The 25,439-nt window shown below is 48.4% G+C and carries 26 protein-coding genes and 1 other RNA gene; 14 read left to right on the top strand and 13 right to left on the bottom strand.

Annotation, left to right across the window (positions count from 1 at the left end; genetic code table 11):
• The 8 genes from EZJ49_RS16420 to EZJ49_RS04855 all read right to left on the bottom strand — a co-directional run bounded on the left by EZJ49_RS16420 (nt 1) and on the right by EZJ49_RS04855 (nt 6,189).
• A complete protein-coding gene (locus EZJ49_RS16420; RefSeq protein WP_410468746.1) occupies nt 1–654 on the bottom strand; it encodes a transposase in 654 nt (217 codons plus the stop codon).
• 79 nt (nt 655–733) lie between these two features.
• Entirely contained in the window at nt 734–1,627 is an 894-nt protein-coding gene (locus EZJ49_RS04885; RefSeq protein WP_262554845.1) for a DUF72 domain-containing protein, read from the bottom strand.
• Nucleotides 1,628–1,694: 67 nt separating this feature from the next.
• Nucleotides 1,695–2,135, bottom strand: coding sequence for a hypothetical protein (locus EZJ49_RS04880; RefSeq protein ID WP_262554844.1), 441 nt, complete (start codon nt 2,133–2,135; stop codon nt 1,695–1,697).
• Between the two features lie 22 nt (nt 2,136–2,157).
• Nucleotides 2,158–3,222, bottom strand: coding sequence for a translocation protein TolB (locus EZJ49_RS04875; RefSeq protein ID WP_262554842.1), 1,065 nt, complete (start codon nt 3,220–3,222; stop codon nt 2,158–2,160).
• 13 nt (nt 3,223–3,235) lie between these two features.
• Nucleotides 3,236–4,087, bottom strand: a complete 852-nt coding sequence (locus EZJ49_RS04870) for a TonB family protein (RefSeq protein WP_262554840.1) — start codon at nt 4,085–4,087, stop codon at nt 3,236–3,238.
• On the bottom strand, nt 4,084–4,500 hold the full coding sequence (locus tag EZJ49_RS04865; protein ID WP_262554838.1) for an ExbD/TolR family protein: 417 nt from the start codon (nt 4,498–4,500) through the stop codon (nt 4,084–4,086). Before EZJ49_RS04865 ends, EZJ49_RS04870 begins: the two co-directional genes overlap by 4 nt.
• 3 nt (nt 4,501–4,503) lie before the next feature.
• Nucleotides 4,504–5,244, bottom strand: a complete 741-nt coding sequence (gene tolQ, locus EZJ49_RS04860; RefSeq protein WP_262554836.1) for a protein TolQ — start codon at nt 5,242–5,244, stop codon at nt 4,504–4,506.
• A 78-nt stretch (nt 5,245–5,322) separates the two neighbouring features.
• Complete coding sequence (locus EZJ49_RS04855) at nt 5,323–6,189, bottom strand: hypothetical protein (protein ID WP_262554834.1); 867 nt, start codon at nt 6,187–6,189, stop codon at nt 5,323–5,325.
• A 172-nt stretch (nt 6,190–6,361) separates the two neighbouring features.
• Between EZJ49_RS04855 and EZJ49_RS04850 the strand changes: the two genes are divergently transcribed.
• From EZJ49_RS04850 to EZJ49_RS04825, 6 genes are all read left to right on the top strand, one after another.
• Entirely contained in the window at nt 6,362–6,817 is a 456-nt protein-coding gene (locus tag EZJ49_RS04850; RefSeq protein WP_262554833.1) for an RrF2 family transcriptional regulator, read from the top strand.
• On the top strand, nt 6,810–8,267 hold the full coding sequence (gene sufB, locus EZJ49_RS04845) for a Fe-S cluster assembly protein SufB (RefSeq protein ID WP_262554832.1): 1,458 nt from the start codon (nt 6,810–6,812) through the stop codon (nt 8,265–8,267). Before EZJ49_RS04850 ends, sufB begins: the two co-directional genes overlap by 8 nt.
• 72 nt (nt 8,268–8,339) lie before the next feature.
• The gene (gene sufC, locus EZJ49_RS04840) at nt 8,340–9,170 is read left to right on the top strand and encodes a Fe-S cluster assembly ATPase SufC (protein WP_262554831.1); all 831 of its coding nucleotides are present in this window, start codon (nt 8,340–8,342) and stop codon (nt 9,168–9,170) included.
• A 21-nt stretch (nt 9,171–9,191) separates the two neighbouring features.
• A complete protein-coding gene (sufD, locus tag EZJ49_RS04835; RefSeq protein ID WP_262554830.1) occupies nt 9,192–10,451 on the top strand; it encodes a Fe-S cluster assembly protein SufD in 1,260 nt (419 codons plus the stop codon).
• A 5-nt stretch (nt 10,452–10,456) separates the two neighbouring features.
• On the top strand, nt 10,457–11,686 hold the full coding sequence (locus EZJ49_RS04830; RefSeq protein WP_262554829.1) for an aminotransferase class V-fold PLP-dependent enzyme: 1,230 nt from the start codon (nt 10,457–10,459) through the stop codon (nt 11,684–11,686).
• Nucleotides 11,683–12,243: a NifU family protein gene (locus EZJ49_RS04825; RefSeq protein WP_262554828.1), complete on the top strand. Its 561-nt coding sequence runs from the start codon at nt 11,683–11,685 to the stop codon at nt 12,241–12,243. Before EZJ49_RS04830 ends, EZJ49_RS04825 begins: the two co-directional genes overlap by 4 nt.
• A 31-nt stretch (nt 12,244–12,274) precedes the next feature.
• On the opposite strand, the gene EZJ49_RS04820 is transcribed toward EZJ49_RS04825, so the two are convergent.
• From EZJ49_RS04820 to ssrS, 3 genes are all read right to left on the bottom strand, one after another.
• Nucleotides 12,275–12,835, bottom strand: a complete 561-nt coding sequence (locus EZJ49_RS04820; RefSeq protein WP_262554827.1) for a hypothetical protein — start codon at nt 12,833–12,835, stop codon at nt 12,275–12,277.
• Entirely contained in the window at nt 12,817–14,778 is a 1,962-nt protein-coding gene (locus EZJ49_RS04815) for a hypothetical protein (protein WP_262554826.1), read from the bottom strand. The genes EZJ49_RS04820 and EZJ49_RS04815 overlap by 19 nt, the downstream gene beginning before the upstream one ends.
• 118 nt (nt 14,779–14,896) lie before the next feature.
• Nucleotides 14,897–15,076: non-coding RNA, 6S RNA (ssrS, locus tag EZJ49_RS04810), on the bottom strand.
• Between the two features lie 359 nt (nt 15,077–15,435).
• Here ssrS and xseA point away from each other — a divergent pair.
• The 6 genes from xseA to EZJ49_RS04780 are packed head-to-tail and all read left to right on the top strand — an operon-like array spanning nt 15,436 to nt 21,038.
• Nucleotides 15,436–16,842: an exodeoxyribonuclease VII large subunit gene (xseA, locus tag EZJ49_RS04805; protein ID WP_262554825.1), complete on the top strand. Its 1,407-nt coding sequence runs from the start codon at nt 15,436–15,438 to the stop codon at nt 16,840–16,842.
• The gene (locus EZJ49_RS04800; RefSeq protein ID WP_262554824.1) at nt 16,843–17,067 is read left to right on the top strand and encodes an exodeoxyribonuclease VII small subunit; all 225 of its coding nucleotides are present in this window, start codon (nt 16,843–16,845) and stop codon (nt 17,065–17,067) included.
• A 2-nt stretch (nt 17,068–17,069) separates the two neighbouring features.
• Nucleotides 17,070–17,939 carry a polyprenyl synthetase family protein gene (locus tag EZJ49_RS04795; protein WP_262554823.1) on the top strand — a complete coding sequence of 290 codons (870 nt, stop codon included), beginning with the start codon at nt 17,070–17,072 and terminating at the stop codon, nt 17,937–17,939.
• Nucleotides 17,940–17,944: 5 nt separating this feature from the next.
• On the top strand, nt 17,945–18,721 hold the full coding sequence (locus tag EZJ49_RS04790) for a TlyA family RNA methyltransferase (protein ID WP_262554822.1): 777 nt from the start codon (nt 17,945–17,947) through the stop codon (nt 18,719–18,721).
• Nucleotides 18,690–19,706 (top strand): patatin-like phospholipase family protein, encoded by a 1,017-nt coding sequence (locus tag EZJ49_RS04785; protein WP_262554821.1) that lies wholly within the window; start codon nt 18,690–18,692, stop codon nt 19,704–19,706. Before EZJ49_RS04790 ends, EZJ49_RS04785 begins: the two co-directional genes overlap by 32 nt.
• A 9-nt stretch (nt 19,707–19,715) precedes the next feature.
• Nucleotides 19,716–21,038 carry an aminopeptidase P family protein gene (locus EZJ49_RS04780; protein WP_262554820.1) on the top strand — a complete coding sequence of 441 codons (1,323 nt, stop codon included), beginning with the start codon at nt 19,716–19,718 and terminating at the stop codon, nt 21,036–21,038.
• A gap of 34 nt (nt 21,039–21,072) precedes the next feature.
• Here the strand turns inward: EZJ49_RS04780 and EZJ49_RS04775 are convergent, their stop codons facing one another.
• Nucleotides 21,073–22,425 (bottom strand): PAS domain-containing protein, encoded by a 1,353-nt coding sequence (locus EZJ49_RS04775; protein ID WP_262554819.1) that lies wholly within the window; start codon nt 22,423–22,425, stop codon nt 21,073–21,075.
• A gap of 124 nt (nt 22,426–22,549) precedes the next feature.
• On the bottom strand, nt 22,550–23,293 hold the full coding sequence (locus EZJ49_RS04770) for an HAD family hydrolase (protein WP_262554817.1): 744 nt from the start codon (nt 23,291–23,293) through the stop codon (nt 22,550–22,552).
• A 51-nt stretch (nt 23,294–23,344) separates the two neighbouring features.
• Between EZJ49_RS04770 and EZJ49_RS04765 the strand changes: the two genes are divergently transcribed.
• Entirely contained in the window at nt 23,345–23,800 is a 456-nt protein-coding gene (locus tag EZJ49_RS04765; RefSeq protein WP_262554815.1) for a hypothetical protein, read from the top strand.
• Nucleotides 23,801–23,804: 4 nt separating this feature from the next.
• Nucleotides 23,805–25,439 (top strand): glycerol-3-phosphate dehydrogenase/oxidase, encoded by a 1,635-nt coding sequence (locus tag EZJ49_RS04760; RefSeq protein WP_262554813.1) that lies wholly within the window; start codon nt 23,805–23,807, stop codon nt 25,437–25,439.

Raw genomic sequence — 25,439 nt, 5'->3', positions numbered from 1 at the left:
TTACTTATGGTTGTGCACTTGCGTAATAAATGGGTCTGTCCTTGTTGAGCGGTCTTGCGCTTTGAATATAGTTCTCTTCAGGCCTTCTCTCAGCACGTCGTAGTGTCTTTCCTCGAAGTTTTGATTTAACCAGTGTGATTTTTCACTCCGACATCTCGGCACTGAATCGAGCCAATGAAGTGGTGTCGTAACTAAGATGAAGTCACCTTTCTCATTTTTTCGACTAAATGTGGAGTAGCTGTAGTCTTCGACTATCGAGCTCAACCCTGCCTTTACCGGATTTCTTGCGACATATTTATATACGTTTCTATAGTGATAGGGATGAAGAATTAGACTGGCTTTATAGGGACCTCCAAAGACATGATTGATCCGGCCCGTTCTTCGGTTGATCTGCTTGCTGATGAATTTTTGCAGCCAGCCCATAACCTCGCCTAGGTCATGCTCCTTGGAGCACTGCCCGATAAGATGGTAGTGATTGCTCATCAGAACGAATGCGTGAATTTCAAAGCCAAATTCGTTGTGAATATGGTTGAGCCCCCGCCGAAATAGGTGCCAGCAGTCTCGCGCGGGAAGATAGAACCAATCCTGATTATTGGATCGGGCTGTTATGTGATAGGGAGCTTCATCTGTATATAAAAGAGGTTTTCTTGGCATAGTGTGGAGTTGTGCAATTGCACGGCCAAGCGGAGATCATTAACGCGGTTGCACTACCATAAGTAAGTCCGTACCCCGGCTAAAGGGTGGCGCACCATTTCAAGGGTAACAAGCTCGCGTCGCATTCTTCATTCAGGTATTGGATCAGGGCTTGAGTCATTTCAGGGCTGTTGATGTCGTCAGGTTCATGCACGAAGTAATAAACTCTTTGAAGCCCGGCCCGACTCCATTGACTGAGCCGACGAGCCCATTCCAAAGAACGAGTGTAGTCGCTGGGGTCCAGATTATTGCCGATGATTCTTAACATTGTGAAAGGCGCACTGATCGAGGTGTGTAAGACGTCGCGGCGGCCGGCCACATCGGTGATCACCAGTCCCAGCCCACGAGTTTGCAGATATTGTGTAAGCGCGGGCAGAATCTGACGGTCTTTAAACCAACTGGGGTGACGGAATTCCAAAGCCAGTTCAAATTCTTTCGGCCATTGTTGCAGGAAATAAAACAGAGCCGCCTTGTGGGAATAGTCAAAGTGCGGAGGGAATTGAATAAAACAAGGGCCGCGATGCTCTTGCAGGCTTTCCACAAAACGCAGCCATTCTTTCAGCAGGGATTTATCCAGCATGCCTTGTTCAGAATGCGAAAGCCCCTGAAACACTTTGGGACAAAACTGAAACTGCGGTGTCACCTGTTCCCGCCACTTTAAGACTTGTTCGTGATTGGGAATGCGATAGTGAGACGTGTTCAGTTCGATCGTGTCGTAGTTCTGAGAGTAATAGGACAGATACTCCGTCGGTTTGGTTTTCTCTGGATAGATCTTGCCGATCCATTCCTTGTGTCCCCACGCAGGGGTGCCCAAAAGGAAGCGGGTGGGTTGTGTGGGGCGCGGAAGCTTTTGCAAATACGCAACCGAAGCTCCGTCATCCGGTGGCAGTGACCAATCAACATTCGCGATGGAGGAAAGTTTTCCAAACTCCATAAGTAAATTCCGGGCAAAAAAAAGCCCGCCAGACAAATGCCTGACGGGCCCGATGTTCAATCAGAAACTAGTGGTTTTCTTCTTTCAAAGAACCCGCTGGAACTTCTTTTACTTTCACGGACTTATTCAGGAAAGCGATCACTTTCTCTTCAGTCAGCATGTAAGTCAGGCGGGAAGCCTGTTCCGGACGACCGTAGAATTCCTTGATACGGGATTCTTCGATACCAGTTTGTTGAGCGTACTCAGCAAATTTCGCATCCAGGTCTTCTTTTTTGCAGAACAAATCGTGTTTCTTCGCGATAGCATCCACAAGGAAGGAAGACTGGATCATTTCAGCGGCTGTTTTTTCAAAGTCGCCATCCCATTTTTCAACGTAAGAAGCGAAATCGTTTGGACCCATGCCTTGTTCAGTCATGCGTTTTTTGAAGTCTTCAACCAAAGAAGCTTTTTGTTCTTTCATCAAAGAAGGTGGAACTTCAACCGGGTTTTCCTTTACCAAAGTTTTCAAAAGACGGTTTTTGAAAGCGTCTTCAACACGCCCGATGATCTATACGCTTTAATGCTGAACCATCACCATTGGCCGTATAGATCATCGGGCGACCCGCGCGGTCTGAAGAAAACGCCAATTGACCGGAGTTGGAAACATTCGGTTCCACATTCAAAGCACCGGAAGGACCATTGGTGATTTTTCCAACCAAAGTTCCATCCAAAGTCATTTTATAGATGTCAGGGCTTGTCCCTTGAGAAATCGTCAGATAGATATTGCGACCATCCGGGGAAAAAGACGCACCTGAGTTGATCCCCTGACGGTAAGAGATCAAGGATCTTTTCCCGGTTGTCAGGTCCAACAGCAGCATATCAGCATTTCTGAATTTAGAGCCGACGCGTTTTACATATGAAGTGTAAGCAATCTTCTTGCCGTCCGGAGACCATGCTGGAGAGATTGCGATACTGCGATGACGGGAAACCTGTTCACTGTTGGCGCCATCCCAGTCCATCACAAAGATTTCTTTGCTTTGGCCGCCAGCGCGATCACTGGAAACCACCACGCGGGAAAGGAACGGACCTTCTTCACCGGTCAGAGCTTTAAGAACATCGTTAGAGAACGTGTGCGCAATACGGCGGGCGCTGGAAGTCGGGCCTTTATACTTCTTGCCTAAGACCAACGCCGCACGAGGCACGTGATATGTGTAAGTTTCCAAGGTCACTTCGTTACCAACCACGGAATAGGCGGCACGGACCAGGAAATCAGCTCCAATAGAAGACCAGCTTTGGAATTTGAAGCCATTAGGCAGACCCGGGGCTGGCATCAAACCTGTTTTGGCAGTGTCTTCAAGAAAGGCACTTTGATTGATGAACTGGAAGTAAGAGGAAACGCTTAAGTCATTGGTGATGGTGTTGAAAATCTCAATGCCCACACCCTGATTGCGGGACGCCGTGGACGGGGACCCTGAGTATTGCAGTGGTGGAAAAGCCATCAGACTTTTCTTTGTACGTGCTTCACCCATCTTGATATAGATGCCATTGGATTGCGCCTGAGAGATAAGGGGTGACAGGCCTAAAATCAGAATCAAGGCCAAAATCTGCTTCATCATGATGTCCTCCTAATTATTCCGGGAACCCAATCAGGATTCCGTCCACAGAGAATACGGCGATCAATTTTTCCGGTGGAGCCGGGAAAGGCGCCGAACGATCAATGGTTGCTAATACTTCTTCATCGTAGCTGGGATTGCCACTGGATTTAACAATTTTTCTACCTAAAATATTGCCGCGTGAATCAATGAACAGACGCACTTGGGCTTTATAGTCTTTTTTGGACAGCCATTCAGGAATGGTCCAATTCTGCTTAATATGACGATCCAGATCAGAAATATAGCTGTCGTTCTGAAGTTTCGCGATCCCGGTCAGTGAACTGCCAGGCGACACGACATTGCCCTTGATGGGCGCAGCACCCGTATCGGCTTTACCAGTTCCGGCATTAGCCGCGACTTTTTTCTTTTCTTCAGCGACGTCTTCTTTGATCTTTTCCAAAGCTGCCATGGCTTTTAGTTTGTCCAGAGCGTTTTGCTGCTTGGCTTTGACCTTTTCCAGATTCACGCCCTCTTCCTTTGGTTTTGCCGGAGGAAGTTTGACTGGCTCTGGTTTGGGCTCCGCTTTTTTCTCTGCCACTTTTTCGGGTGGTTTTTCCACAGGCTTTTCTTTGGCTGGTTCCTTGTCAGGCAGAGCTGGTTTCGGATTTTCTTTGGCCGGGGGTGCCAGATCCTTTGGTGGAGTTTTGTCCGGCAGACCCACCATATCCACACGCACGGCTTGTGTGAAATCAATGGTTTCCTGTGTAAAGAACACGGTCTTTAGCGTGAAGATCGAAATAACAAGTGCGTGCAGGGCAAAGGAGATCCCTATGCCGCGGGTGACTTGTTCGTCGTTTTTCTGCTGCTCGTTTTCTTCTAAGTAGTTCACTGGTCTTTAGGTTGTGTGATCAGGCCAATGTTAAAGATCCCGGCGGCACGCACTTCGGCCATAGCTTCCGCGACGAAGCCATAGTCCACCTTGCGGTCTGCCTGGATGTATACTTGTTTGTTCTTCTTGTGCTCAAAGATTGCTTTGAGTTTTGGACGAAGTTCATTCATGGCGATCTTTTGTTTGGCAATCGTCATTCGTTGATCCGAATTGATGACCAATACAAAAGGCTCTTCATTCACTTCAACACCGGACGAGGAGGTCTTTGGCAGATCCACCTCAATCCCCTGTTGCATTAAAGGAGTCGTCACCATGAACATGATCAGCAAAACCAGCATCACGTCCACCAGGGGCGTGATATTGATTTCACTTAATGTCGCCCGGCTTTTTCCGCCGCCGCCACTCATTCCCATGACTTAGTTTCCTTGAAAGAAGTTACGCTTAACAATGTTCAGGAAGTCCGCACTGAAGTTATTCAGAGCAATTTCCTGCTTGCGAATTTTAGAGATAAAGTTGTTATAAAGAACAACCGCCGGAATCGCTGTCGCCAAACCAATCGCAGTTGCAATCAAAGCCTCGGAAATCCCCGGAGCCACAACCGCCAGGCTGGCAGTTCCAGTTTGACCGATTTTGTGGAAGGACCCCATGATCCCCCAAACTGTTCCGAACAAACCAATGAAGGGACCGGTGGAACCTGTTGTGGCCAGAACTGTCAGGCGGGATTCAATTTTGGAAATCTCGCTTTCAGTGGCTTTGTTCAAAACACGCTCAAGGTTGTCGATCCCCGACAGAATCGGTTTATCACCTTCGGTTTTGGAAAGCAGCGGGGATTCAGAGATCTTTTTCATTTCCAGATAAGCGGCTTTGAACACGCGCGCGATGGAAGAGTCTTTATACTGGTCGATGTCTTCAAAAAGTGTGTCCAGGGAATTTACTTTCCAGAACTTGCTCATGAACAGTTCGTCGGATTGCTTCATGTTTTTAAAAGTCACGAATTTGGAATAACCAATAGCCCAGCAGAAAATGGACATGATGATCAGCATCAACAGAGTCAGCTGAACGACGGGACTGGCTTGTGCGATTGCATCGATGGAGCTGGTGTTCACCGAAACAGAAGGTGCGGCTTCAGCCACGTTGATGAAATTAAAAGCGGACATATCTGGACCTCCGGCGGACAGCTGTTAGAGCTTCTGTCTGTCAGTAAAAAGATATGCCCAAATGCAATTGGGATCAACCTATTGGGCAGGACCTTGGTTTAGGAGCTGTAGCAATTCTGGAAGATTCTCTGTGATCAGTCCGTCAGCTTTATAGCGACTCGCCTCAGCAAACTGTTCGGAAGTTTGGATGGGTCCCAGGAAGATTCTTTTGTTGCGACGACGCATTTCCACGATAACGTTTTCATTAAAGGCCGGTCGTTTCAGCAAAGTGAACGGGGCAATGAAGACATCACCTTTGAACTGTGTGGAAGAAAGAATATATAGAGAATCAAATGTAAGAAGTCTCATAATATCCGGCGTGCTGGTGCCGTACACCCATTCCGGTTTTAGTTCTTTCACAGAACTCATCACCACCAGGGCGTCACTTTGAATCAGCGTGCGATCTTTGGGGGAAAAGCCTTCAATGGCCTCCACCACTGCGGAATGCACGTCATGCACGTTATCCACGATGTTCAGGACAAAGCGGGTCTGCGGGAACTGTTCGTAGTATTCCTTCAGGGCCGGAGTGTTCTTATAGAACTCGTTGATTTGCTCCCACGGATATTCAGACAGTTTGCTGCCAATCATGATCGGAGTTGTGGGGTTGGCTTTCTGTTCTTCCTCTTTCGCCTTCAAAAACTCGATATCCCGGGAGGAAGGCAAAATGAAAGGAATCTTGTCCCGGGACATGCGCACATCAGCCCAGATTGCGACGTCGGATTTTAGCTTAACGGCCTCTTGCACCTTATCCAAAGTGTCGGCTTTTACGATCACAATCGGAGCGGGGCCAGAAAAGAAGGCATGTTCGTAAAGAGGGTAGTTCTGAGCATCACCCCAAATACGGGCCATCAAAATAAGAACACCAAGGACCAGGAAGCTACAAACGGTAATGAAAAGGATTCTCATAGGACTTTCGTATAGCACCCTAAGACTTTGAAATCAGCACATTTTTTCAAAACCAAAGGAAAGAATCCTGTCATGATCTTAAATACGCTAAAATTAGGCGTATTTCATCTTGTTTTTCAATTGGCTTTCTATTAGATAGAAGGCCATACAGTGTCCGCAGAAGGAACCTTTTATGAATAAAATCAACCGCAAGCTTGAGTATGCTTTAATGGCTTTAAAGTATATGAGCCAAAAGATGCCCGGAGAGCTGACCACAGCCAAGGAAGTGTCTGACGCTTTTCATACTCCGTTTGATGCAACTGCTCGTGTGATGCAGCAAATGGCCCAAAAGGGCGGCTTTTTGCGCGCCGAATACGGAGCCAATGGCGGCTATCAGATCACCAAAGATCTGGCGAAAGTTTCCATCCACGATCTTGTCGAAGTGATCGAAGGCCCCACGGCGTTGGTCAAATGTCTTCACAAAGAAGCTCCCTGCGAAATTCAAGGCACCTGCAACATTGTATCCCCGATCACAGATTTGAATCACAGACTTACGGAATTCTATAAGAGCCTGAGCCTGAAAGAACTATTAGTAGGAAAAGTGGCTATGCCAGCAAAAAAATCCACAGAGGTGGTGGCTCATGGATAACAACAAAAATTCCAACAACCCTCTGGAAAGTTACGAATACAAATACGGTTTCACCACAGACATTGAAACCGATCAGGTGGCGTTGGGTCTGAATGAAGACATCATTCGCCTGATCTCTGCAAAAAAGAATGAACCTGAATGGATGCTGGAATATCGCCTGAAGGCGTTCCGTCACTGGCTGACCATGGTGGAGCCCACCTGGGCGCACGTTTCTTATCCGCCAGTTGATTTCCAGGCGATTCGTTATTACTCCGCTCCTAAAAAGGCGAAAGACGAAGCCGACAAACCAAAATCCCTGGACGACCTGGACCCGGAACTTATCAAAACTTTTGAGAAGCTGGGCATTCCTTTGACAGAACAAAAGCGTATCTCGGGCATTGCTGTGGATGTGGTTTTTGACTCTGTTTCGGTGGGCACGACTCACACTGAAGTTCTGGATAAAGCCGGAGTGATCTTCTGTTCTATTTCTGAGGCCATTCATAAACATCCAGAATTGGTGAAAAAATATCTGGGCTCTGTGGTTCCGCACACGGATAATTTCTATGCAGCTTTGAATGCAGCTGTCTTCACTGATGGATCGTTCTGTTACATCCCCAAAGGGGTGCGTTGCCCGATTGATCTTTCCACTTATTTCCGTATCAACGCGAAGGATACCGGTCAGTTTGAAAGAACTTTGCTGGTATGTGATGAAGGTGGTTATGTGAATTACCTTGAGGGCTGTACCGCGCCTCAACGTGATGAAAACCAGCTTCACGCCGCCGTTGTTGAACTGGTGGCTTTGGATAATGCAGAGATTAAATATTCCACAGTGCAGAACTGGTACACGGGCGATAAAGAAGGCCGTGGCGGTATCTATAATTTTGTGACCAAGCGTGGAAAAGCTTTGGGTAAGTATTCCAAGATTTCCTGGACTCAGGTTGAATCCGGCTCGGCGATCACTTGGAAATATCCAAGCTGCATCCTGCAGGGGGAAGGTTCCGAAGGGGCTTTCTACTCTGTGGCATTGACTCACGATTTGATGCAAGCCGATACCGGAACGAAAATGATCCATATTGGTAAAAACACCAAGAGCACGATCATCTCCAAAGGTATTTCCACGGACAAATCCTCCAACGCCTATCGTGGGCAGGTGAAGATTCTGCCGTCAGCGGAAAATGCGCGTAATTATTCCCAGTGTGATTCCATGCTGGTGGGTGATCAAAGCAGCGCGCACACATACCCTTATATTGAAGTAAAAAACAAAACAGCGACGATTGAACACGAAGCGACGACTTCCCGAATCAGCGAAGACCAGATCTTCTATCTTCAGTCCCGCGGTCTGGATATGGAAAAGACCATTTCAATGCTGGTGAATGGCTTCTGTAAGGAAGTCTTCAAAGAACTTCCGTTGGAGTTCTCTGTCGAAGCAGTGAAATTGATCGAAATGAAGTTAGAAAATTCTGTTGGTTAGGTGCGCTGGGCGCACAGAGTGCAGCCGCCATCGGCGGCGGAACTGAAGTAGAAATAATTAAAGGTAAAGCAAATGTTAGAAATTAAAAACCTCCACGCTCGAGTTGAAGAAAAAGAAATCCTGAAAGGTCTGAACCTGACTGTGAAAGCTGGCGAAGTTCATGCGATCATGGGGCCAAATGGTTCCGGTAAATCCACACTTTCCAAAGTGCTGGCAGGGCACCCGGCGGGCGAAGTTCATGCGATCATGGGGCCAAATGGTTCCGGTAAATCCACACTTTCCAAAGTGCTGGCAGGGCACCCGGCGTATGAAGTGACTGCGGGCGAAGTGAAATACGAAGTGAATTTCCAAATGTCCAACCTGTTGGATCTTGAGCCGGATGAAAGAGCCAAAGAAGGCATCTTCCTGGCTTTCCAGTATCCTATTGAGGTTCCGGGTGTTTCCAACTTCACCTTCCTGCACACAGCCTTTAATTCTGTGTTGGCCCATCAGGGTTCCGAGCCAATGCCTGAAGGGGAGTTCCGTGAATTCCTTTACCAGAAAATGAAACTGGTCAGCATGAAGCCTGAATATCTGGATCGTCCGGTGAACACAGGTTTTTCTGGTGGTGAGAAAAAGAAAAACGAAATTTTGCAGATGGCGGTGTTGTCTCCGCGTCTGGCGCTTTTGGATGAAACGGATTCCGGTCTGGATATCGATGCTTTGCGTGTGGTGTCTGACGGTGTGAACAAGCTTCGTCGCAAGGACAATGCGATTGTTTTGGTGACTCACTATCAAAGACTTCTGGATTATATCAAGCCGGACTTTGTTCACGTGCTGGTGAATGGAAAAATCATTGAAACGGGCGACAGCTCTTTGGCGTTGAAGCTGGAAGAAAAAGGTTACGACTGGTTGATTAACTAATCGACCGTGGGAATAAGAACTATGAACTTACTATCAACTTACGACAGATTTAGTCAGTCCAACCCGGCACAAGGGGCTTTGGCCACCTTCCGTCAGGCGGGCTATGACTATGCTCTGAACAAGGGTTTGCCGACCCGCAAAGATGAAGACTGGCACTACACCAGCGTAAAAGCGATTGGTGAAGCAGGATTTGTTTCCAGCGGGATCACGTCTTTTGAGCCCAGCCATGAAACTCTTTTGCAAATCAAGGCACGTTTGAATTCTGACTTCACCAATATTGTTTTCTTTAATGGTGTTTTGAATAAAACCTTGTCTGCGGATTTGCCAGCGGGCGTGGTGTTGCGCGAACCGGATCAGTATCCGGCTCAATTTGACGATGCCTTTGATGCCTTAAACGGCGCTTATCTGACCAAGGCTTTGGAAGTTTCGATTGCCAAAGAAACTTCTGTGGAAAAGCCTGTGAATTTCATCTTCTTCACTTCCAATGAAGGTGGCACCAATTTGATGGTTCATCCGCGCATTCGTCTTGAGGTTGGTGCCAGATCTTCTGTGAAAGTTTTGGAAAGCCACTATGGGCTTCAGGATACAGTGTACTTTGTAAACTCTGTTTTTGATCTGCATATCGCAGACAGTGCCAAGGTTGGTTATGTGCGCGTACAGGCAGAAAGCGAACAAGCTTTCAATATTGGCCGTACCCGTATTGTGGTTGAAAAGAATGCCAACCTGGAAAGCCTGGCGTTTGCAACCGGGGCGGCTTTGTCCCGCCATTCTCTGGATGTCGTTTTGAATGGACCGGGTTCCAATTCAGAGATCTTGGGTGTGTATGCGGTTCGTGGTTCTCAACATGTGGACAACACCTCGTTGATTGATCACCATGTGGGTGAATGTAATACCAACCAGTTGTACAAAGGCATTCTGGATGGCGAATCCAAAGCTGTCTTCTGCGGCAAGGTGCTGATCGAAAAAGGCGCACAGAAAGCCAACTCTGCGCAGTTGAATAACAACCTGCTTTTAAGCACCAAGGCGGAAGCTGACAGCAAGCCTTGTCTTGAAATCTATGCTGATGATGTAAAAGCGGCTCACGGTTCTACAGTGGGTCAGTTGAATCGCGAAGAGCTTTTCTATCTGCAATCCCGCGCGATTGCGAAAGAAAAAGCCATTCCGATGCTTAGTTATGGTTTCCTTTCTGAAGTGATTTATAAAATTTCCGACGAGAACATCCAGACCTGGTTGTCTCGCCATTTGGATGAGGCGTTCAGTCACCTCAGCCTGAATCGGTAAGTGTTATGGGTAATTTGGACGAGTTATTTCTAAATGTGCGCAATCAGTTTCCGGCTTTGACCCAGTTGGTTCATGGCAAGAAGCTGGTTTATCTGGACAGCGGGGCAACAACTTTGAAGCCTCAGTCCGTGATTGATCGTATTTCGCATTTTTATTCTTATGAAACCTCTAATGTGCACCGTGGAGCGCATTACCTGGGTGATGTGGCGACGGGGCATTTTGAGGCGGCAAGGCACAAGGTCGCTCAGTATCTGGGGGCGGCTCAGTCTGAGGAAATCATCTTCGTGCGTGGTACGACCGAAGGCGTGAACCTTGTGGCCAACACCTGGGGTCTTGCGAACTTGAAGGCCGGGGATGAGATTCTGATCACGGTGATGGAACATCACGGGAATATCGTGCCTTGGCAGATGGTCGCGGAAAAAGTCGGTGCGAAAGTGGTTGCGGCTGACATTCATGATAACGGCGAGCTGAATCTGGAAGATTTCAAAAGCAAGCTGTCAGAAAAGACCAAGCTTGTGGCCTTCACAGCGTCATCCAATGTGCTGGGCACAAACACGGACATGAAACTATTGACCCGTCTGGCTCACGAAGTTGGCGCCAAAGTTCTGGTGGATGGGGCACAGATCGTGTCTCAGCTTCCGGTGAATGTTCAGGACATTGACTGTGATTTCTTTGTGTTTTCTGCCCACAAACTTTTTGGTCCGTTTGGCTTTGGTGCTCTGTATGGCAAAAAAGCGATTTTGGATCAAATGCCTCCTTATCAAGGGGGCGGCAGCATGATTGCCAAAGTCACGATCGAAAAGACCACGTTCAATGACGTGCCGACGCGTTTTGAAGCGGGGACTCCGCATGTGGAAGGGGCTGTGGGCCTGCATGCGGCTTTGGATTTTGTGGAAAAGATCGGTCTGGATAAGATCCATGCCTATGAAATGGAAGTTCTTAAAGATGCCACAGAAAAACTTCTGGCGATTCCGGATGTGAAAATATTCGGAACGGCGGCAGATAAAGGGGCGATTCTTTCCTTCAACCTGAAGGGGGCTCATCATTCGGATGTGGCTCAGATTCTGGATCAGGAAGGTGTTGCTGTTCGCGCCGGTCACCATTGCACACAGCCTTTGATGGCGCGTTTAGGTGTGCCGGGCACTGTGCGTGCGTCTCTTTCCGTGTATAATAATCATGAAGATATTGATGCTTTAGTTAAAGCCGTGGCGAAGGCCCGGGAGATGTTGTTATGAGCACCCAAGATGTACTCATCCGTATTCAAGCGACCCCAAATCCCAACGCGTGGAAATTTGTGTTGGATCGTCCTGTCCTGACTGAAGGAAAGGCGACTTATGCTGACGCAAAAGAGGCTGATCAAAGCTTGTTGGCGTCGTCTTTGTTCCAAGTGGACGGGGTTCGTCAGGTTCACTTCTTCCAGAACGTGATCACGATCACACACAATTTCGATGCAGACCCGGAAGAGATTCAGAAAAACGTCTGCTCGGTCATTCAGACCAGAATGCCTGCGCACAATCCGCAGCAAACACAAGTGGATGAAAAGAAATTGCGCCGCGCAAGTTTGCCGCCGGAAGTGCAGCAGATCGAAGAGATCCTTGATCACACAGTTCGCCCGGGATTGCAGGGTGATGGCGGGGACTTGGATGTTGTGAAGTATGAAGATAACAAACTGTATGTCTTCTATCAGGGGGCTTGCGGTACTTGCCCAAGTGCCACGTCCGGCACACTGATGGCCATCGAAGGCATTTTAAGAGATCAGTTCAATCCGGAAATCGAAGTGATTCCGGTGTAGGTAACAAAAAAGGACCCTTTCGGGTCCTTTTTTATTTTCTACGACGTTTAAAAGTTTCATTCCCCAGCTGAGCTTCAGCGGAACGTCGAAGCTCCGGGGCTCCGGCTTCCAAGGTGTCCTCAGCGCGGCTCACGATCACGGCGGAATTTCCCAGCACCTCATTGCCTGCATGGGCCTTAACTCCCAAAGAAATCATCTTTTGCTTTTCTTTAGAGAACCCCACAACAGTCAGCTTTAGTTCCACAACCTGACCGGATTTTACGTTGGCCAAAGAATCAGCTATTTCTCCATCGACCACGGAAACGCCCTCAGGAAGACTCCAGGAATAGCTGAAATCGCTTTGCAGATCCTGATTGACCAGCACGCGGGCCACCAGGGTGACTTCATCGCTGCTGTCCTCAGGAATGTCTGCTTCGGACTTTAGCTCCACATGGAAAGTTGCCAGATGTTTCCCAACAGGAGGTGGGCGCCAGCTTGATTTTTCCGCCGCTGCCGGGGCGCGCTCCTCGGATTTGCCAGAGAAGGAATATACAGAAGCCCCCAGGGCCAAACTCATAAAGGCAGCGGTGAAAACTATCTTTCGCTTCCGCATAGGGCGACTCCATTCCGTGTCAGTGAATATGTGGCAGAGGAACTCATTTGATAGTTCTCTTTGTTGTAGGCATTGATCTTCACGTTGATCACATAGTAACCGGCGGCAAGACCGCTTAAAGAGATGCTTTCAGTTGTTGAGCTTGCCGAGCGACTTTGTCTGACGATATAGGGTGAGGAATATCCTGCATACCAGTGCGCATCCTCAAAATAGATATAGTCCTTTTTGTAAAGAATCAGATCCAGATTCAGCAGTGTGCTGGTGTAGGTCATGGCCAAAGTTCCGCCGGAACCATCGTAATAGAATAAATAGAAGTCATTGTTGACCTGCTGATTGGATCGGGCAAGGCCCCCCAAAGACAGTTCTTTGGTGCCGACAGTGAAGGTCGTCGGGCAGGAACCTCCGGTGGCTGTCAGGTTGTAGGCATAGTCTTTGGTGGTTTTACTTTGTTTTTCTTCCGTCAGGATGGTGTCCCATTTGCTGTTGGCGTTTATATTTTGGGAAAGCAGATAGTTGAAAAGACCCACATTCGGAATCGGATACTTTGTCAGATTCACAAGACTCGTGGCAAGAGGGTTGCTATTTTTTCTGTGCCCCGAGGTGTCTTCGCCGGAGAATGTTTTCCAGATATCCGCAAAGGCGACGCCCGCTCCAGTATTCGCGCCGGAGTAAACCGCATCGTTCTTGCGTGTTGTCTTGTAAAGAGTTCTGGAGACAGAGACTTCGCGGAAGGTTCCGGTGCCCTCAAGGTCTGAGCCTCCTGTATTGTCCATCGAGGCCGTGGCGCCATTTTCCCAAAGGTTAAAGGAAATGCTGACGCCGGATTTTGCATTGCCCTTGTAGCCGTAAGTATCGACGTAGTAGTGATAGCGAACTTCATCAGGAACGCGGCTTTCATCTATGCCAAGACTCGCAGCATCGGCTCCGGTCAGCACGGCAGCTTGCAGGTAGTTGGCCCAGCCTTCACTCCACGCCAGACGGGCGTCAATTACGAAGTTCCCGTTATGGGACCCACCCGGAGAAGCCGAGTTTCCATAGACGTCTTCAAGGAAGTGACCATATTCATGCAGGATGACCGAGTCATCGAAGTGATCGGTGTCCGAGGACTTCACGTCACCGCTGACACCACCCAGGATAAAGAGCTTGCGATCTCCGGGGGAATAAAAAGACAGTGGTGAATTGGAACCAAAATAAGAATACGGATTAAATCCGGCCTTCCAGTAAACAGTCACCTTGTCGGCAACCCACCATTTGTCAGGATCGGCAGAGGGAACTCCGCTGACCATGATATTTTTGCTGATGTTGCGACGGATGTATTCGTTGGCCAAGAGAATATTGTACATGATATTGAAGGCGCCGCCCTCAAGACCCGGGTACAGGTTTTCATCAGCCTGGGCGATGACAGGGGTTGATGTCAGGTCCTTGGTGCCCGCAGTAATATCGCTGGCTGTGATCGTAAAATCCAAAGAGGCAAAGTGCGGAGTGTTGCCATAAATATCTTTTAGAATGCTGACTTTCAGAAAACTGTTCTGAGCGCGAGAGAAAACTTTGATAGTGTAGGTGCCTTCGGTTTTTGGAATTTTAAATTCGGCAGTTCCGTCTGTGGTGGTTTCGCCCTGTTGAATGCGAGTGCCACTGGCATCATAAATATGGAATTCAGCAAAGGCGATGGCCATGCCTTCGTTTACGACATTTGTCAGGCCATTTGTGCTGACTCCGGGGGAAAAGCTTAAGCCACGGTAACGGAAGATCGCAGGGACTGTCACCGTCACGGCATCAGCGTTGTCGATATCGGTGGGTTTGCCATAATAAGGCGGTTCGTTGGAAGCGGGCTCGGACGACGACGAATCGTCACGGCCTTCAAAGCCATTGCCACTGCCACAACCAGAAAGAAGTATAGAACAACCGCATAGAATAGCGGCCAGTATCCGGCTTAAATTCATAAAGAACTTATCGGACTTACGGGCAAGGGCCTGAACGATTACAGCCGTGATTTCTCAGTGTAAATTGTGGTAAAAATGCAGAAGTTTTTTGCAGGACTGTCTTGATTTGAGACAAATAAAAAAAGGCTCGAAGGCCACTCTGAAAAAGTAAACCTGTTTTAGCTAAGGTGGGTAACCATGATAACAACTTTAGGCTTCTCAGTACGAGCTGAGCTTGCTCACCATTGTCAGGGACAGTCCCCAAAAATATGCTTGTAAGGTTTATTTTCGATAGAGCTTTACGCCGTCGAACCCTTCTGAAGTCTATTCTAGCAGGTCTTTTAAAGTCGTCAATCAAACCGGACTCTTACTTTCCGGCAAAGCTCCGATAAATTGCTTATGACGCCAGAAAAGCTCGATTTTATTTTTCCGTTTGTGGTTTTTTTCTATGGACTCCTGATGGTTGTTGTGTTGGAGAACCCGGTCCTGGCAAGGATCGGACACGAGCGCCTGGGTCAGGCTTACGCCAATATCACGAAGCATAAATCTCTGGCGTGGATTTGCTTTTTTGTGGGCGGATTGTGGTCCGCACAGAACGTCTGGTATTCCTCTCTTTAGCTCTTGAGTTGACTCTCAATGTATTGACTCCCGTGGGAGGGGGCATTAGCCTCTGCTCCCATGTCGGATACTCCTAATCAAGCTCTTCGCAAGACAGATATTTCTGCCCAGGCCAATCTGGGGGCTGCGGATCTATTGACAAAAAACAATGAACCTTCCGTGCTCTCTGTTGAGCAGCTTAATATCTATGTCAAACAACTTCTGGAAGGTCAGATTGGGACAGTGTGGGTGAAGGGGGAGATTTCCAACTTTAAAGCACACACCTCCGGGCATTTCTATTTCAGTCTTAAAGATTCCAAATCCCAGATCACCGCAGTGATGTTCCGTGGTCACAATGCACGTTTGAAGTTCAAGCCGACGGACGGAATGGAAGTGATTGTGCGTGGTCGTATCACGGTGTACGAACCGCGCGGGAACTATCAGCTTATGTGCGAGATGATGGAACCTGTTGGCGCCGGTGCTTTGCAAAAGGCTTTTGAACAGCTGAAAATGAAACTGAAGGCTGAAGGACTTTTTGAGTCAGGCAAGAAAAGACCGATTCCGACTTTCCCGCGCCATATTGCGATCGTGACGTCTCCGACGGGAGCGGCGATTCGTGATATTCTGAACGTGCTTTCCCGTCGTGTAAAATCAATTCAAGTGACGGTGGTGCCCACGATTGTTCAGGGCGAGGCGGCTGCTCCGCAGATTTGTGAGGCGTTCAGGAAAGCCACAGCACTTCCGGGTGTGGATGTGGTGATTGTGGGTCGTGGCGGCGGCTCAATTGAAGACATGTGGTGCTTTAATGATGAAAAGCTGGCTCGTTTGATTGCTGCCAGTCCGGTGCCGGTGATTTCAGCTGTCGGACATGAAATTGATTTTACCATTGCGGATTTTGTTGCGGATTTGCGCGCTCCCACTCCATCGGCGGCGGCAGAGCTGGTGGCCAAAAGTTCCGGAGAGCTGGCTAATAAGGTTGTCTCTTTGGAGCGCATGCTGAAACTGACTTTTGAAAAGAAGATGAAGTATCTGCGTGAAAAGATGACGGGCCTTTCCAAGCGCTTGGTGGACCCGCAACGTCGTCTTCAGGATCTGGAGCTTCGCAATGATGATCTTTTGAATCGTCTGGAATTTGCGATGAATCGTCGGTTGTCTGAACGCCATCACAAGGTGGAGCTTCTGACGGAAAAACTGGGAAGCCCTCAGGATCTGATTGATGAAAAGAAAAAGGATCTGGAGTACTTGAAAGCGCGCACAGAAAAAGCGCTGCTGTTTTCTATCGAGCGTAAAAAAGCCCGCATGGGTAAAGTGATGGGAATGCTTGACAGCCTTAGCCCCCTGAAGGTGGTGGAGCGCGGCTATTCCATCGTGACCAAGGAACGTGTTGTTATTAAATCATCTGGCCAGGTGAAAAAAGGGGATCTTTTGGATATCCGTCTGGCTCAGGGCTCACTGACCGCTGTCGTTGACAGTGTGAAAGGGGAATAAATGGATTTCGAGAAAAAACTGGGTCGTTTGGAAGAGATCGTTCAGAAAATGGAAAAAGGTGATTTGGCTTTGGAGGAATCACTGAAGCTTTTTGAGGAAGGCGTGAAGCTTTCCCGCGAATGTCATCAGCGTCTGAATGAAGCAGAATCCAAAGTAAAGCTTCTGATGTCTGTAGGGGCTGATGGTCAGCCGGTGACTTCTGATTTTACTCCCGAGGAGAACTAATCTTGGATTTGGCAATTCAGATTGAACAGGAAATTGCGGCACGCACCCAGGCTGTGAATCAGTTTGTGGAAAAGTATCTGTCTGAAATGGAGCTTCCTGACGGGGCGGCCATCGCTGAATTGCGCAAGTCCATGCTTTATTCTGCCACCAATGGCGGCAAACGTTTCCGTCCGGTGCTTTCCTTGTTGGTGGGGGAGCTGTTTGGTGCGGGGAAAGAAAAGATTCTTCCTTTCGCAGCCGCGGTGGAATTGATTCACACCTATTCTTTGATTCACGATGATCTTCCCTGCATGGATAACGATGACATGCGCCGGGGCAAGCCAACCAATCACAAGGTTTTTGGTGAGGATTTTGCCCTGCTGTCTGGTGATGCTCTTTTAACAGAGGCGTTCATGTTGATTGCGGAAGGTTATAGCGATAATAGTTTCTTGGTGGCGCAGTTAAGTCGTTTGTTGTCCGGAGCTGCGGGTATCCGTGGAATGGTCGGAGGTCAGGCCATTGATCTTCGCGCGGGTGACAGGCAAATGTCCTTGGAAGAGCTGACGCACTTGCATCGTCTGAAAACCGGTGCGCTGATTCGTGTGGCGGTGGAAGGGGCTGCGGTGATTGCCGGGGCCAAGCCGACAGAAATCGAAAGCTTGAAAAAATTTGGTGAAGGTCTGGGACTGGCTTTCCAGGTGGCGGACGATGTTCTGGATCACGGTGAAAAAGGGCAGGATCTGCGCAGCTTCACAGGTATTCTGGGGCTTGAAGGTACAAAAACCTATCTGAGTGATATCAGCGCCTCCACATTGGCGGAGCTTCGCAAGGTTTCTGCGGATGCACCTATGCTGGAATTCCTTATCAGCTTTAATCAGAATCGTCAGGTGTAGTCTTTATGTCGGAAAAAATGCGCTTGGATCTTTATCTTGTCGAAAAGGGTCTGGCGCAATCGCGCACTCACGCACAGGAACTGATCGAAGCCGGTCAGGTGTTTCTTTTTGAAAACGCACAGAAAAAAGTTTTAAAGAAATCCAGCTACGCGGTGACTCGGGCACAGGTGGATCTTATCTCCGTGGATGCGGGGCCGGCCAATCGCTTTGTTTCCCGCGGAGGATTGAAGCTTGAAGGCGCTTTGGCGCATGTGAAGAAGTCCCCGCAGGGCCTGAAGGTTCTGGATGTGGGAATTTCCACAGGGGGCTTCACGGATTGTCTTTTGCAGCAGGGGGCAGAACAGGTTTTGGGTGTGGATGTGGGACATGGTCAGGTTCATCCGCAGCTGCTAAAGGACCACCGCTTGCAAGTGATTGAAGGCATCAATGCCCGTAATCTTTCCAAAGATGAGCAGGTTCTGAAATCCACACCTTCTGAAAAATTTGATCTGGTGGTGATGGATGTTTCTTTTATTTCAATAGCTTTGATTGTACCGGAGTTGACAGGTTTTCTTAAGACCGAAGGCTGTCTTTTAAGTCTGGTAAAGCCCCAATTCGAGGTCGGCGTTGACGGCCTTGCAAAGGGGGGTATAGTCAAAGATGTTTCTTTGTATGCAGAGGTCGAGACGAGAATAAAGACTCTTTGTTCTCAAAATGGATTCAGGGTGCTCGACTACTTCCCATCTCCGATTCAGGGAAAGGACGGAAATAATGAATTTTTCATCTATGCACAAAAAGTCTAGCTGGCTGGTGTTGTTCCTGTTTCTGGCAAGCTGTCAAAGCATTCGAACCCGGGAAGATGTTCGTAAAGCCACGACACCATCCACGCCGTCCCGTCCGGGAGCTGTTCAGCAACAGCGTCCGCAGGAAAGAGAAGACATCGGAACTCCTCCGCCTGTCGAGTCTGACGACGAGGAAATGGCTGAAGTTCCGCCAACACCACCTCCTGCGCCGGTGATTCCAACAATGCCCAAGATCGGTGTGATTCTGGGGGCTGGCGGGGCCAAGACATACGCGCATATTGGATTCTTGCATGAACTGCAAAGAGCCAAGGTTCCGGTGTACGCTATCGGCGGGGTGGAATTTGCATCCCCTATGGCGGCCTTGTATGCAAATAAGGAGCTGGCCAACGACGTTGAATGGCAGATGTTCAAGTTGAAGGATGAAGAGGTTCTGAAAAAATCTTTGCTGGGTGGCGTGAATAAGAACAATGACGTCACTGTGCTGAAGGACTTTGTGGGCGTGGCCTTTAATCGCGCCAAGGTTGAGGACTTTAAGGTTCCATTTGCGTGCCCGTCCTACAATCTGAAAAAGAATCAAGTTTATCTGATGAATCGTGGTGGTATCGACCAGTTGATGTATCTGTGCATGGCATACCCGCCATTCTTTAAGCCGTATCAAAACAGTGTTGCTGGCATTCGTGACATTACGGCATTGGCGAACTATTTGCGCCAGAAGGGGGCCAATTACATCGTCTTTGTAAATGTCCTTCAGTCGCCGGGCGGGTCTAAACCGTTTACTTTGGATGCACAGGCAACGGATAACGTATTATGGAGTGAAGTGGCGGGACTGTATAATAAGCCTTTGCCGGGAGTTGACACTGTCATTTCACTTGATACGTCCAGTTATGGTATTATGGATTTTGAAAAGCGTCGTGAGATTATGAACAAGGGCGCGGATTCCGCAGCCAAGCAGTTGAAAAATCTGACGCGCAAATGGGGTCTTTAGGAGAATTTTATGAGCAGAAAACCCACGTATGACATGAACATTTTTGCCGAGAGAAGAAGACAAGCCGGAGAGCAGATCCCAGGAGCTGCTTTGGTGGTGGCTTCACATCCGGAATACATTCGTAACCACGACTGTCATTTTCCTTACCGACAGGATTCCAATCTTTTTTATCTGACAGGATGGGAAGAGCCAGAATCTGTTTTGATCTATCGTCCGGGCCTGAAGCCTGAAACGGTGATGTTTGTGCGCCGTCGTGATGTGGAAAGGGAGACCTGGGACGGTTTTCGCTATGGGCCGGAAGGGTGCGAGCGTGAATTCAAGGTAGATAAGGCTTATCCAATTGATGAGTTCAGCAAGGTGGCTCCGCAGCTTCTGAAAGAAGTCGATCGCATTTATTACCGTCAGTATAAGAATCCAGAAATGGATCACAAGATGCAGGACGTTTTAGAAAGCGTCAAAGCTCTGCAAGGCCGTATGGGCAATGGCCTTTTGACTATTGTCGATGCGGATACATTGCTGGGTGAAATGCGTCTGGTAAAGTCTGAATACGAACTGACCCAGTTGCGTGAGGCTTGCGAGATCTCTGCACAGGCTCATTTGGCGGCGATGCGCTTTACCCGTCCGGGTGTGACGGAACGTCAGGTTCAAGGGGTGCTGGCGCACAACTTCTACATGAGAGGTTCAGCGCGCGAGGGTTACAACTACATCGTGGCCTCTGGAAATGCGGCAACAACCCTGCACTATAATTTCAACGATCAAGTCTGTCAGGACGGGGATCTTCTGTTGATCGACGCCGGGGCGGAGTTTAACTACTACACTGGCGATATCACGCGCACTTATCCTGTGAATGGTAAATTCACTGATGAGCAGGCTCGTGTGTATGAAGGTGTTCTGAAAGTTCAAAAAGAGATCTGTGATTTCGTTAAGCCGGGGATTGTATTTAAGGAACTGCATGACATGGGCACATCGCTTTTGACGGATCTTATGCTGGATCTTGGTTTGTTGTCCGGTCGTAAAGATGACCTGATTCAGTCTTTGGCACAGAAGAAATACTACCCACATGGTATTGGTCACTGGCTGGGTATGGATGTTCACGATGCGGGTTTGTACTTTAAAAAAGGCGAGCCTCGTCCTATTGAGGCAAACATGTGTTTCACCATCGAACCAGGCCTTTATATTCCTGCGGATGATACGTCAGCTCCTCAGAAATACCGTGGAATCGGTATTCGTATTGAAGACAATCTGCGTGTGACTTCGACAGGTTCTGAAAACATGACCTCTTCAGTGCCAAAAGAAATTGCGGATATTGAAAAGGTTGTAGGTAAAGCTTAATCGAAAAAAGCCCTCTGCTGTCAGAGGGCTTTTTTTATGCCGTGATGGCGCGATCCACTTTGCGTAGATTCTGGGAAATGAACAGCAGTTGCTCGCGTAATTCGTTGGACAGTCCCAGGCCCCATTTACTTTCACTTTCGATGGCGCGCAGGATCTTTTTAAAGCTCTCTGTTAAATCCTCCATGTCCCCCAGCAGGGCATCGAGTGAAGAGGAAAGCTCCTTGACCCGGGACATCTCGATTTTTCCCACAACACAAATAACATCCATTCCGGCTGTCACTTTGGAAAGCATGCTGATCGAGCGGATCAGGGATTTGTTTTTTGTGGTGAGTTCTTTGGCGGTGGCTAGAGCGATGGTGAAATTGGCTGAAATGAGCTGTTTCAGCAGATCGCAGTTTTGCACCAGCAATTGTTCCTGCTTTTCGTCGATGGTGCTATTTGCATTTTCCCGGTGCAGGGTTTCTTCGATCAGATGATTCATCATTTCGATTTGAAAGCGGGAAATCCCGATAGCCAGATACATCCCGGCAGTGGCCTGATGGAACGAGGTAAAGGTTTTCTCGAACTCCAGTGAATTGCTCAATATATCCTGGGCCAGCTTTTCCAGATTGTTGGAAACAACACCCAGAGGTTTTCCGACCTCTCCCAGCTTGGCTGCCGAGATGGTCAGGTTGGTGGTGACCATTTGGACTTCCCGGCAGATTTCATCAATGGCCTGGGATTTGGCCTTTAGGGTGTGGGTTCTTTCGCTAAGTTGATCTGCCACGCGAAAGGCATTTCGTGCGGTTTCTGTGCAGGCCCGTGATGCCATCAGCAGCCCTTCCAAAAGGCCGCTGGCAGAGGTTGATGTTGGTAACAGATTTTCCTGGGTTAATGTCAGCAGGCCGTCCCGCGATTTCATTTCAGCCAGAAGGGCTTCATTCATAAAATCTTCATACGAGGAAAACCCTTTCTCCTGCAGGACTTTTAATAGTTCCGCAGTGGCGTCATCCATTGAGGCACCTTCGTGCTCTTTTTTTAGAATATCGGCATATACTGTTTGGATTTCGCACATAAGTGCGGTGCTGGGCTTTAAGCGAATGGAAAGATAGCCATCCCCCATTGGAAAGGCCATGGCAAAGACCCAGTAGAAACGACCGCTTTTGCTTTGGTTTTTGACGTAGGCGCAGATAGGGCGGTTGCTTTTCAGGAAGCTCCAGAAGAGCTTAAAAACACAACGGGGCATATCAGGATGGCGAATGATGTTGTGAGGACGTCGCAGAATTTCATCCTCGTGATACTCGCTGACACGAAGAAATACTTTGTTGCCGGTTTGAATCAGGCCTTTGAAGTCGGTTTTGGAAAAGAACAGCTCATGCAACGCAAAGTCGGCCTCAAGACTTACCACCCGTGTCTCCTCGTGAAGACACTGCTATAACTTCAGTGATTCAATCACAGCAACAGATTTGGGTGGTTGAGGGAACAATCCACCGGCGCGGTGGAGAAACTCCCCCGCTGGTATAGACATTTTGTTAGATAAACCGGTGAGAAAGCCAGGAGAACTTTTCAGCATTCTCCTGAAGTTCCTGTTCAGTTTTAAATAACCGGTCATCGCGTGCAGCGGCACTGACTGCCAGCCCCAGATGTGTGGCAGATTGCAGCAGCTGATAGTCACCCATGGTGTTGCCAGATGCGAAGAACGGTTTTTTTCCTCCGGTTTTTTCAAGCAGCGCATCCACTTTTCCCTGCTTATAGGTGATCAGTCCTTTTTGAGAGCTGGTGATCGTGCCGTTTTCGACGACGGTTTCAATTCCGATGACGTCCTCTTTCTTCAGTCCCAGCATTTCAGCGCCGGGTTCCACGGCCCATTTGACAGAGGCAGTGACGACATAGATGCGCACACCTTTGGATAAAAACAGATCAATCAGCTTCTTTTGCTCGGTGAAAACGGGTAAAGGAAAATGCCCTTTGACGGCGTCGATAGCCCAGCTGTGAATTTGCTCCAGCTTTTGCCCCTGACAGATTTGAGCTAGCCAAAGGTAGGCTTTGGCGGGATTTTCCGCTTTCATGGACTGATAGTGTTCCCAAGGCTCTGGTGGAAGCGTTACCAGCTTGTTGTCGATCTGGTGATGGAAGAAAGTTTCCCCCAAATCGGTATCCCACAAAGTTCCATCCGCATCAAAAGCAGCCACGGGTGCAGAATCTTCTTTCAGAATGAGGTCCAGTGTCGTATTTATGCGCTTCCAAATGTCGGCGGAATAATCTTTGTATTTCATAGGCTCTTAGTATGAAATATGAAAAGAAAAATGACAAGGAGACCTGAGGGCATGAGCCTTTATTGTCGAGTGATTCAGTCGGAAGATTTGCAGCAAATTTTGGATCTGGAAAATAAGAAACTTGCAGAAGCTTATCCAGATGAGATGGAAAGAATGATAGCCAGCTGGAACTCCAAGTTTCGCGTCGAGGCTCTGAATCATTATATTGCTTTGGGCTGGAGCTTTCTGGCTCTGGAGCAGGACACCAACAAGCTGATGGGCTATTTCATTGCGCAGCCGTTGCTGTTCCTTGATGGACAGACGCAGACTTTGTGGGTGGAACATGTGCAGTACAACTCGTTGCAGGCACGCGATGAATTATGTGAGCTGGCTTACAAGCTGGGCCGGGAAAAACATTTGCAAAGGGTTTACTTCCCCAATGAAAATGGCGTGCCAAATTCAGTCAAGGGCTTCAAGCCGGAAAACTGGCAGCCGGGTACGCTTAGTGTGAAGACGACAAAAGGATAAAGCTATGAAGAATTTCTCCTTCGCAAACCGGATCCAGAATATCAACAGGATGAAGACTCAGGAATTTGACCTGGTCATTATCGGCGGGGGAATCAACGGTGCGGGAGTAGCGCGGGACGCTTCGGCCCGGGGCATGAAAGTGGCTTTGATCGAAGCACGTGATTTTGCATCCGGAACCTCTTCAAAATCCAGTAAGCTGATTCATGGTGGGATTCGTTACCTTGAAAATATGGAATTCAAACTTGTCTTTGAGGCCTTGAACGAACGCACACGTTTGTTCGAGATGGCTCCGCATCTGGTTCATCCGTTGAGATTTATGATTCCTCTTTATGAGGAAAGTCGCGTGGGTATGTTCAAAATGGGGATGGGGATGTGGCTTTACGATGCCTTGTCCTTGTTTCAGGCGCCGGAAATGCATGAACGCCTGAATGCCAAGGAATCCATGGATCACATGCCGGCTTTGCGCCAACAGCATTTGCTGGGTTCTTACATTTATTCTGATGCCTATATGGACGATGATCGTCTGGTTCACGAAACTTTGCGTTCAGCAAATGAAAATGGCGCCTTGTGTGTGAACTACGTAAAGGCCGTGGGTGTTCATTACGGATCAGATGGAAAAATTGATTCAGTCCTGTGCGAGGATCAGCAGGTAAAAGAAAAGTTTTCTATCAAGGCCCGTCACGTTATTAGCAGTGTTGGACCGTGGACGGATGATTTGGGTGCGAAAATCTTCAACGACTGGAAGAATATCCTGCGCCCGACAAAAGGTATTCATCTGACTTTGCCAAAACATCGTCTGCCGTTAAATAGTGCTGTGGTGATGGGGGCCGAGAAAAGCGATCGAATCGTTTTTGGAATTCCACGTCATGAAATGATCATTATTGGCACGACGGACACCGACTTTAAAGAATCCCCGGAAAATGTTTCGGCGACTCCCGAAGATGTAAAGTATCTTTTGTCGATCACGGATCATTATTTCCCGGGTGCGAATCTGACAGCACACGATATTATCGCAAGCTATGCCGGGGTCCGTCCTTTGGTAAATGACGGTTCCAGCAGCGAAGGAAAAACCAGCCGGGAACACACGATCATCAATGATGACCGTGGCGTGACTTTTGTGGCTGGTGGAAAATACACGACTTATCGTTTGATGTGTGAACAGACTGTCGATGCGGCCTTGCAATCGTTTTCGTTTGAAGAACGGGTGGCTTGGAGCAAGTCCGACACGATGAAGCCGCTGAATCCATACACCAGCGTGGATGCTTTCCAGCAGGCCCGGGTTCAAACAGATGTATGGTCGCATGAAACCGGACGCCCGTTGGATGAAATGAAGCTTCTGGCTGAACGCTATGGCATGGAAGGGGAGGAGATTTTAAATAAATACTCCTCAGACATGACGTACTGGCAGTTGGAGGCGGCTCAGGCCATTGATTCCACAATGTGTCTGCACATGCGGGACTTCTATGCCCGCCGTGTGCCTTTGTTCCTTGCGGACCGCAATCACGGTGTGAAGCACATGGATGAAATTGGTCAGATATTCCAGGAAAAACTGGGATGGAATGACAGCCGTCTTAAAGATGAAAAGCACATGCTGACCGAATACATGGCGCATGAAGTGGAATGGAAAAAGCACTTCTAG

It is taken from the genome of Bdellovibrio bacteriovorus (assembly GCF_025558485.1).
GTDB lineage: Bacteria > Bdellovibrionota > Bdellovibrionia > Bdellovibrionales > Bdellovibrionaceae > Bdellovibrio > Bdellovibrio bacteriovorus_G.
This window is presented reverse-complemented; position numbering and strand designations above follow the sequence as displayed.

Bases quoted from the DNA above. Each gene is read 5' to 3' on its own strand.
- EZJ49_RS16420 (WP_410468746.1), bottom strand. From the start codon at position 654: ATGCCAAGAAAACCTCTTTTATATACAGATGAAGCTCCCTATCACATA.
- EZJ49_RS04885 (WP_262554845.1), bottom strand. From the start codon at position 1,627: ATGGAGTTTGGAAAACTTTCCTCCATCGCGAATGTTGATTGGTCACTG.
- EZJ49_RS04875 (WP_262554842.1), bottom strand. From the start codon at position 3,222: ATGATGAAGCAGATTTTGGCCTTGATTCTGATTTTAGGCCTGTCACCC.
- EZJ49_RS04865 (WP_262554838.1), bottom strand. From the start codon at position 4,500: ATGGGAATGAGTGGCGGCGGCGGAAAAAGCCGGGCGACATTAAGTGAA.
- tolQ (WP_262554836.1), bottom strand. From the start codon at position 5,244: ATGTCCGCTTTTAATTTCATCAACGTGGCTGAAGCCGCACCTTCTGTT.
- EZJ49_RS04855 (WP_262554834.1), bottom strand. From the start codon at position 6,189: ATGAGAATCCTTTTCATTACCGTTTGTAGCTTCCTGGTCCTTGGTGTT.
- EZJ49_RS04850 (WP_262554833.1), top strand. From the start codon at position 6,362: ATGAATAAAATCAACCGCAAGCTTGAGTATGCTTTAATGGCTTTAAAG.
- sufB (WP_262554832.1), top strand. From the start codon at position 6,810: ATGGATAACAACAAAAATTCCAACAACCCTCTGGAAAGTTACGAATAC.
- sufC (WP_262554831.1), top strand. From the start codon at position 8,340: ATGTTAGAAATTAAAAACCTCCACGCTCGAGTTGAAGAAAAAGAAATC.
- sufD (WP_262554830.1), top strand. From the start codon at position 9,192: ATGAACTTACTATCAACTTACGACAGATTTAGTCAGTCCAACCCGGCA.
- EZJ49_RS04830 (WP_262554829.1), top strand. From the start codon at position 10,457: ATGGGTAATTTGGACGAGTTATTTCTAAATGTGCGCAATCAGTTTCCG.
- EZJ49_RS04825 (WP_262554828.1), top strand. From the start codon at position 11,683: ATGAGCACCCAAGATGTACTCATCCGTATTCAAGCGACCCCAAATCCC.
- EZJ49_RS04820 (WP_262554827.1), bottom strand. From the start codon at position 12,835: ATGCGGAAGCGAAAGATAGTTTTCACCGCTGCCTTTATGAGTTTGGCC.
- EZJ49_RS04815 (WP_262554826.1), bottom strand. From the start codon at position 14,778: ATGAATTTAAGCCGGATACTGGCCGCTATTCTATGCGGTTGTTCTATA.
- xseA (WP_262554825.1), top strand. From the start codon at position 15,436: ATGTCGGATACTCCTAATCAAGCTCTTCGCAAGACAGATATTTCTGCC.
- EZJ49_RS04800 (WP_262554824.1), top strand. From the start codon at position 16,843: ATGGATTTCGAGAAAAAACTGGGTCGTTTGGAAGAGATCGTTCAGAAA.
- EZJ49_RS04790 (WP_262554822.1), top strand. From the start codon at position 17,945: ATGTCGGAAAAAATGCGCTTGGATCTTTATCTTGTCGAAAAGGGTCTG.
- EZJ49_RS04785 (WP_262554821.1), top strand. From the start codon at position 18,690: ATGAATTTTTCATCTATGCACAAAAAGTCTAGCTGGCTGGTGTTGTTC.
- EZJ49_RS04780 (WP_262554820.1), top strand. From the start codon at position 19,716: ATGAGCAGAAAACCCACGTATGACATGAACATTTTTGCCGAGAGAAGA.
- EZJ49_RS04770 (WP_262554817.1), bottom strand. From the start codon at position 23,293: ATGAAATACAAAGATTATTCCGCCGACATTTGGAAGCGCATAAATACG.
- EZJ49_RS04765 (WP_262554815.1), top strand. From the start codon at position 23,345: ATGAGCCTTTATTGTCGAGTGATTCAGTCGGAAGATTTGCAGCAAATT.
- EZJ49_RS04760 (WP_262554813.1), top strand. From the start codon at position 23,805: ATGAAGAATTTCTCCTTCGCAAACCGGATCCAGAATATCAACAGGATG.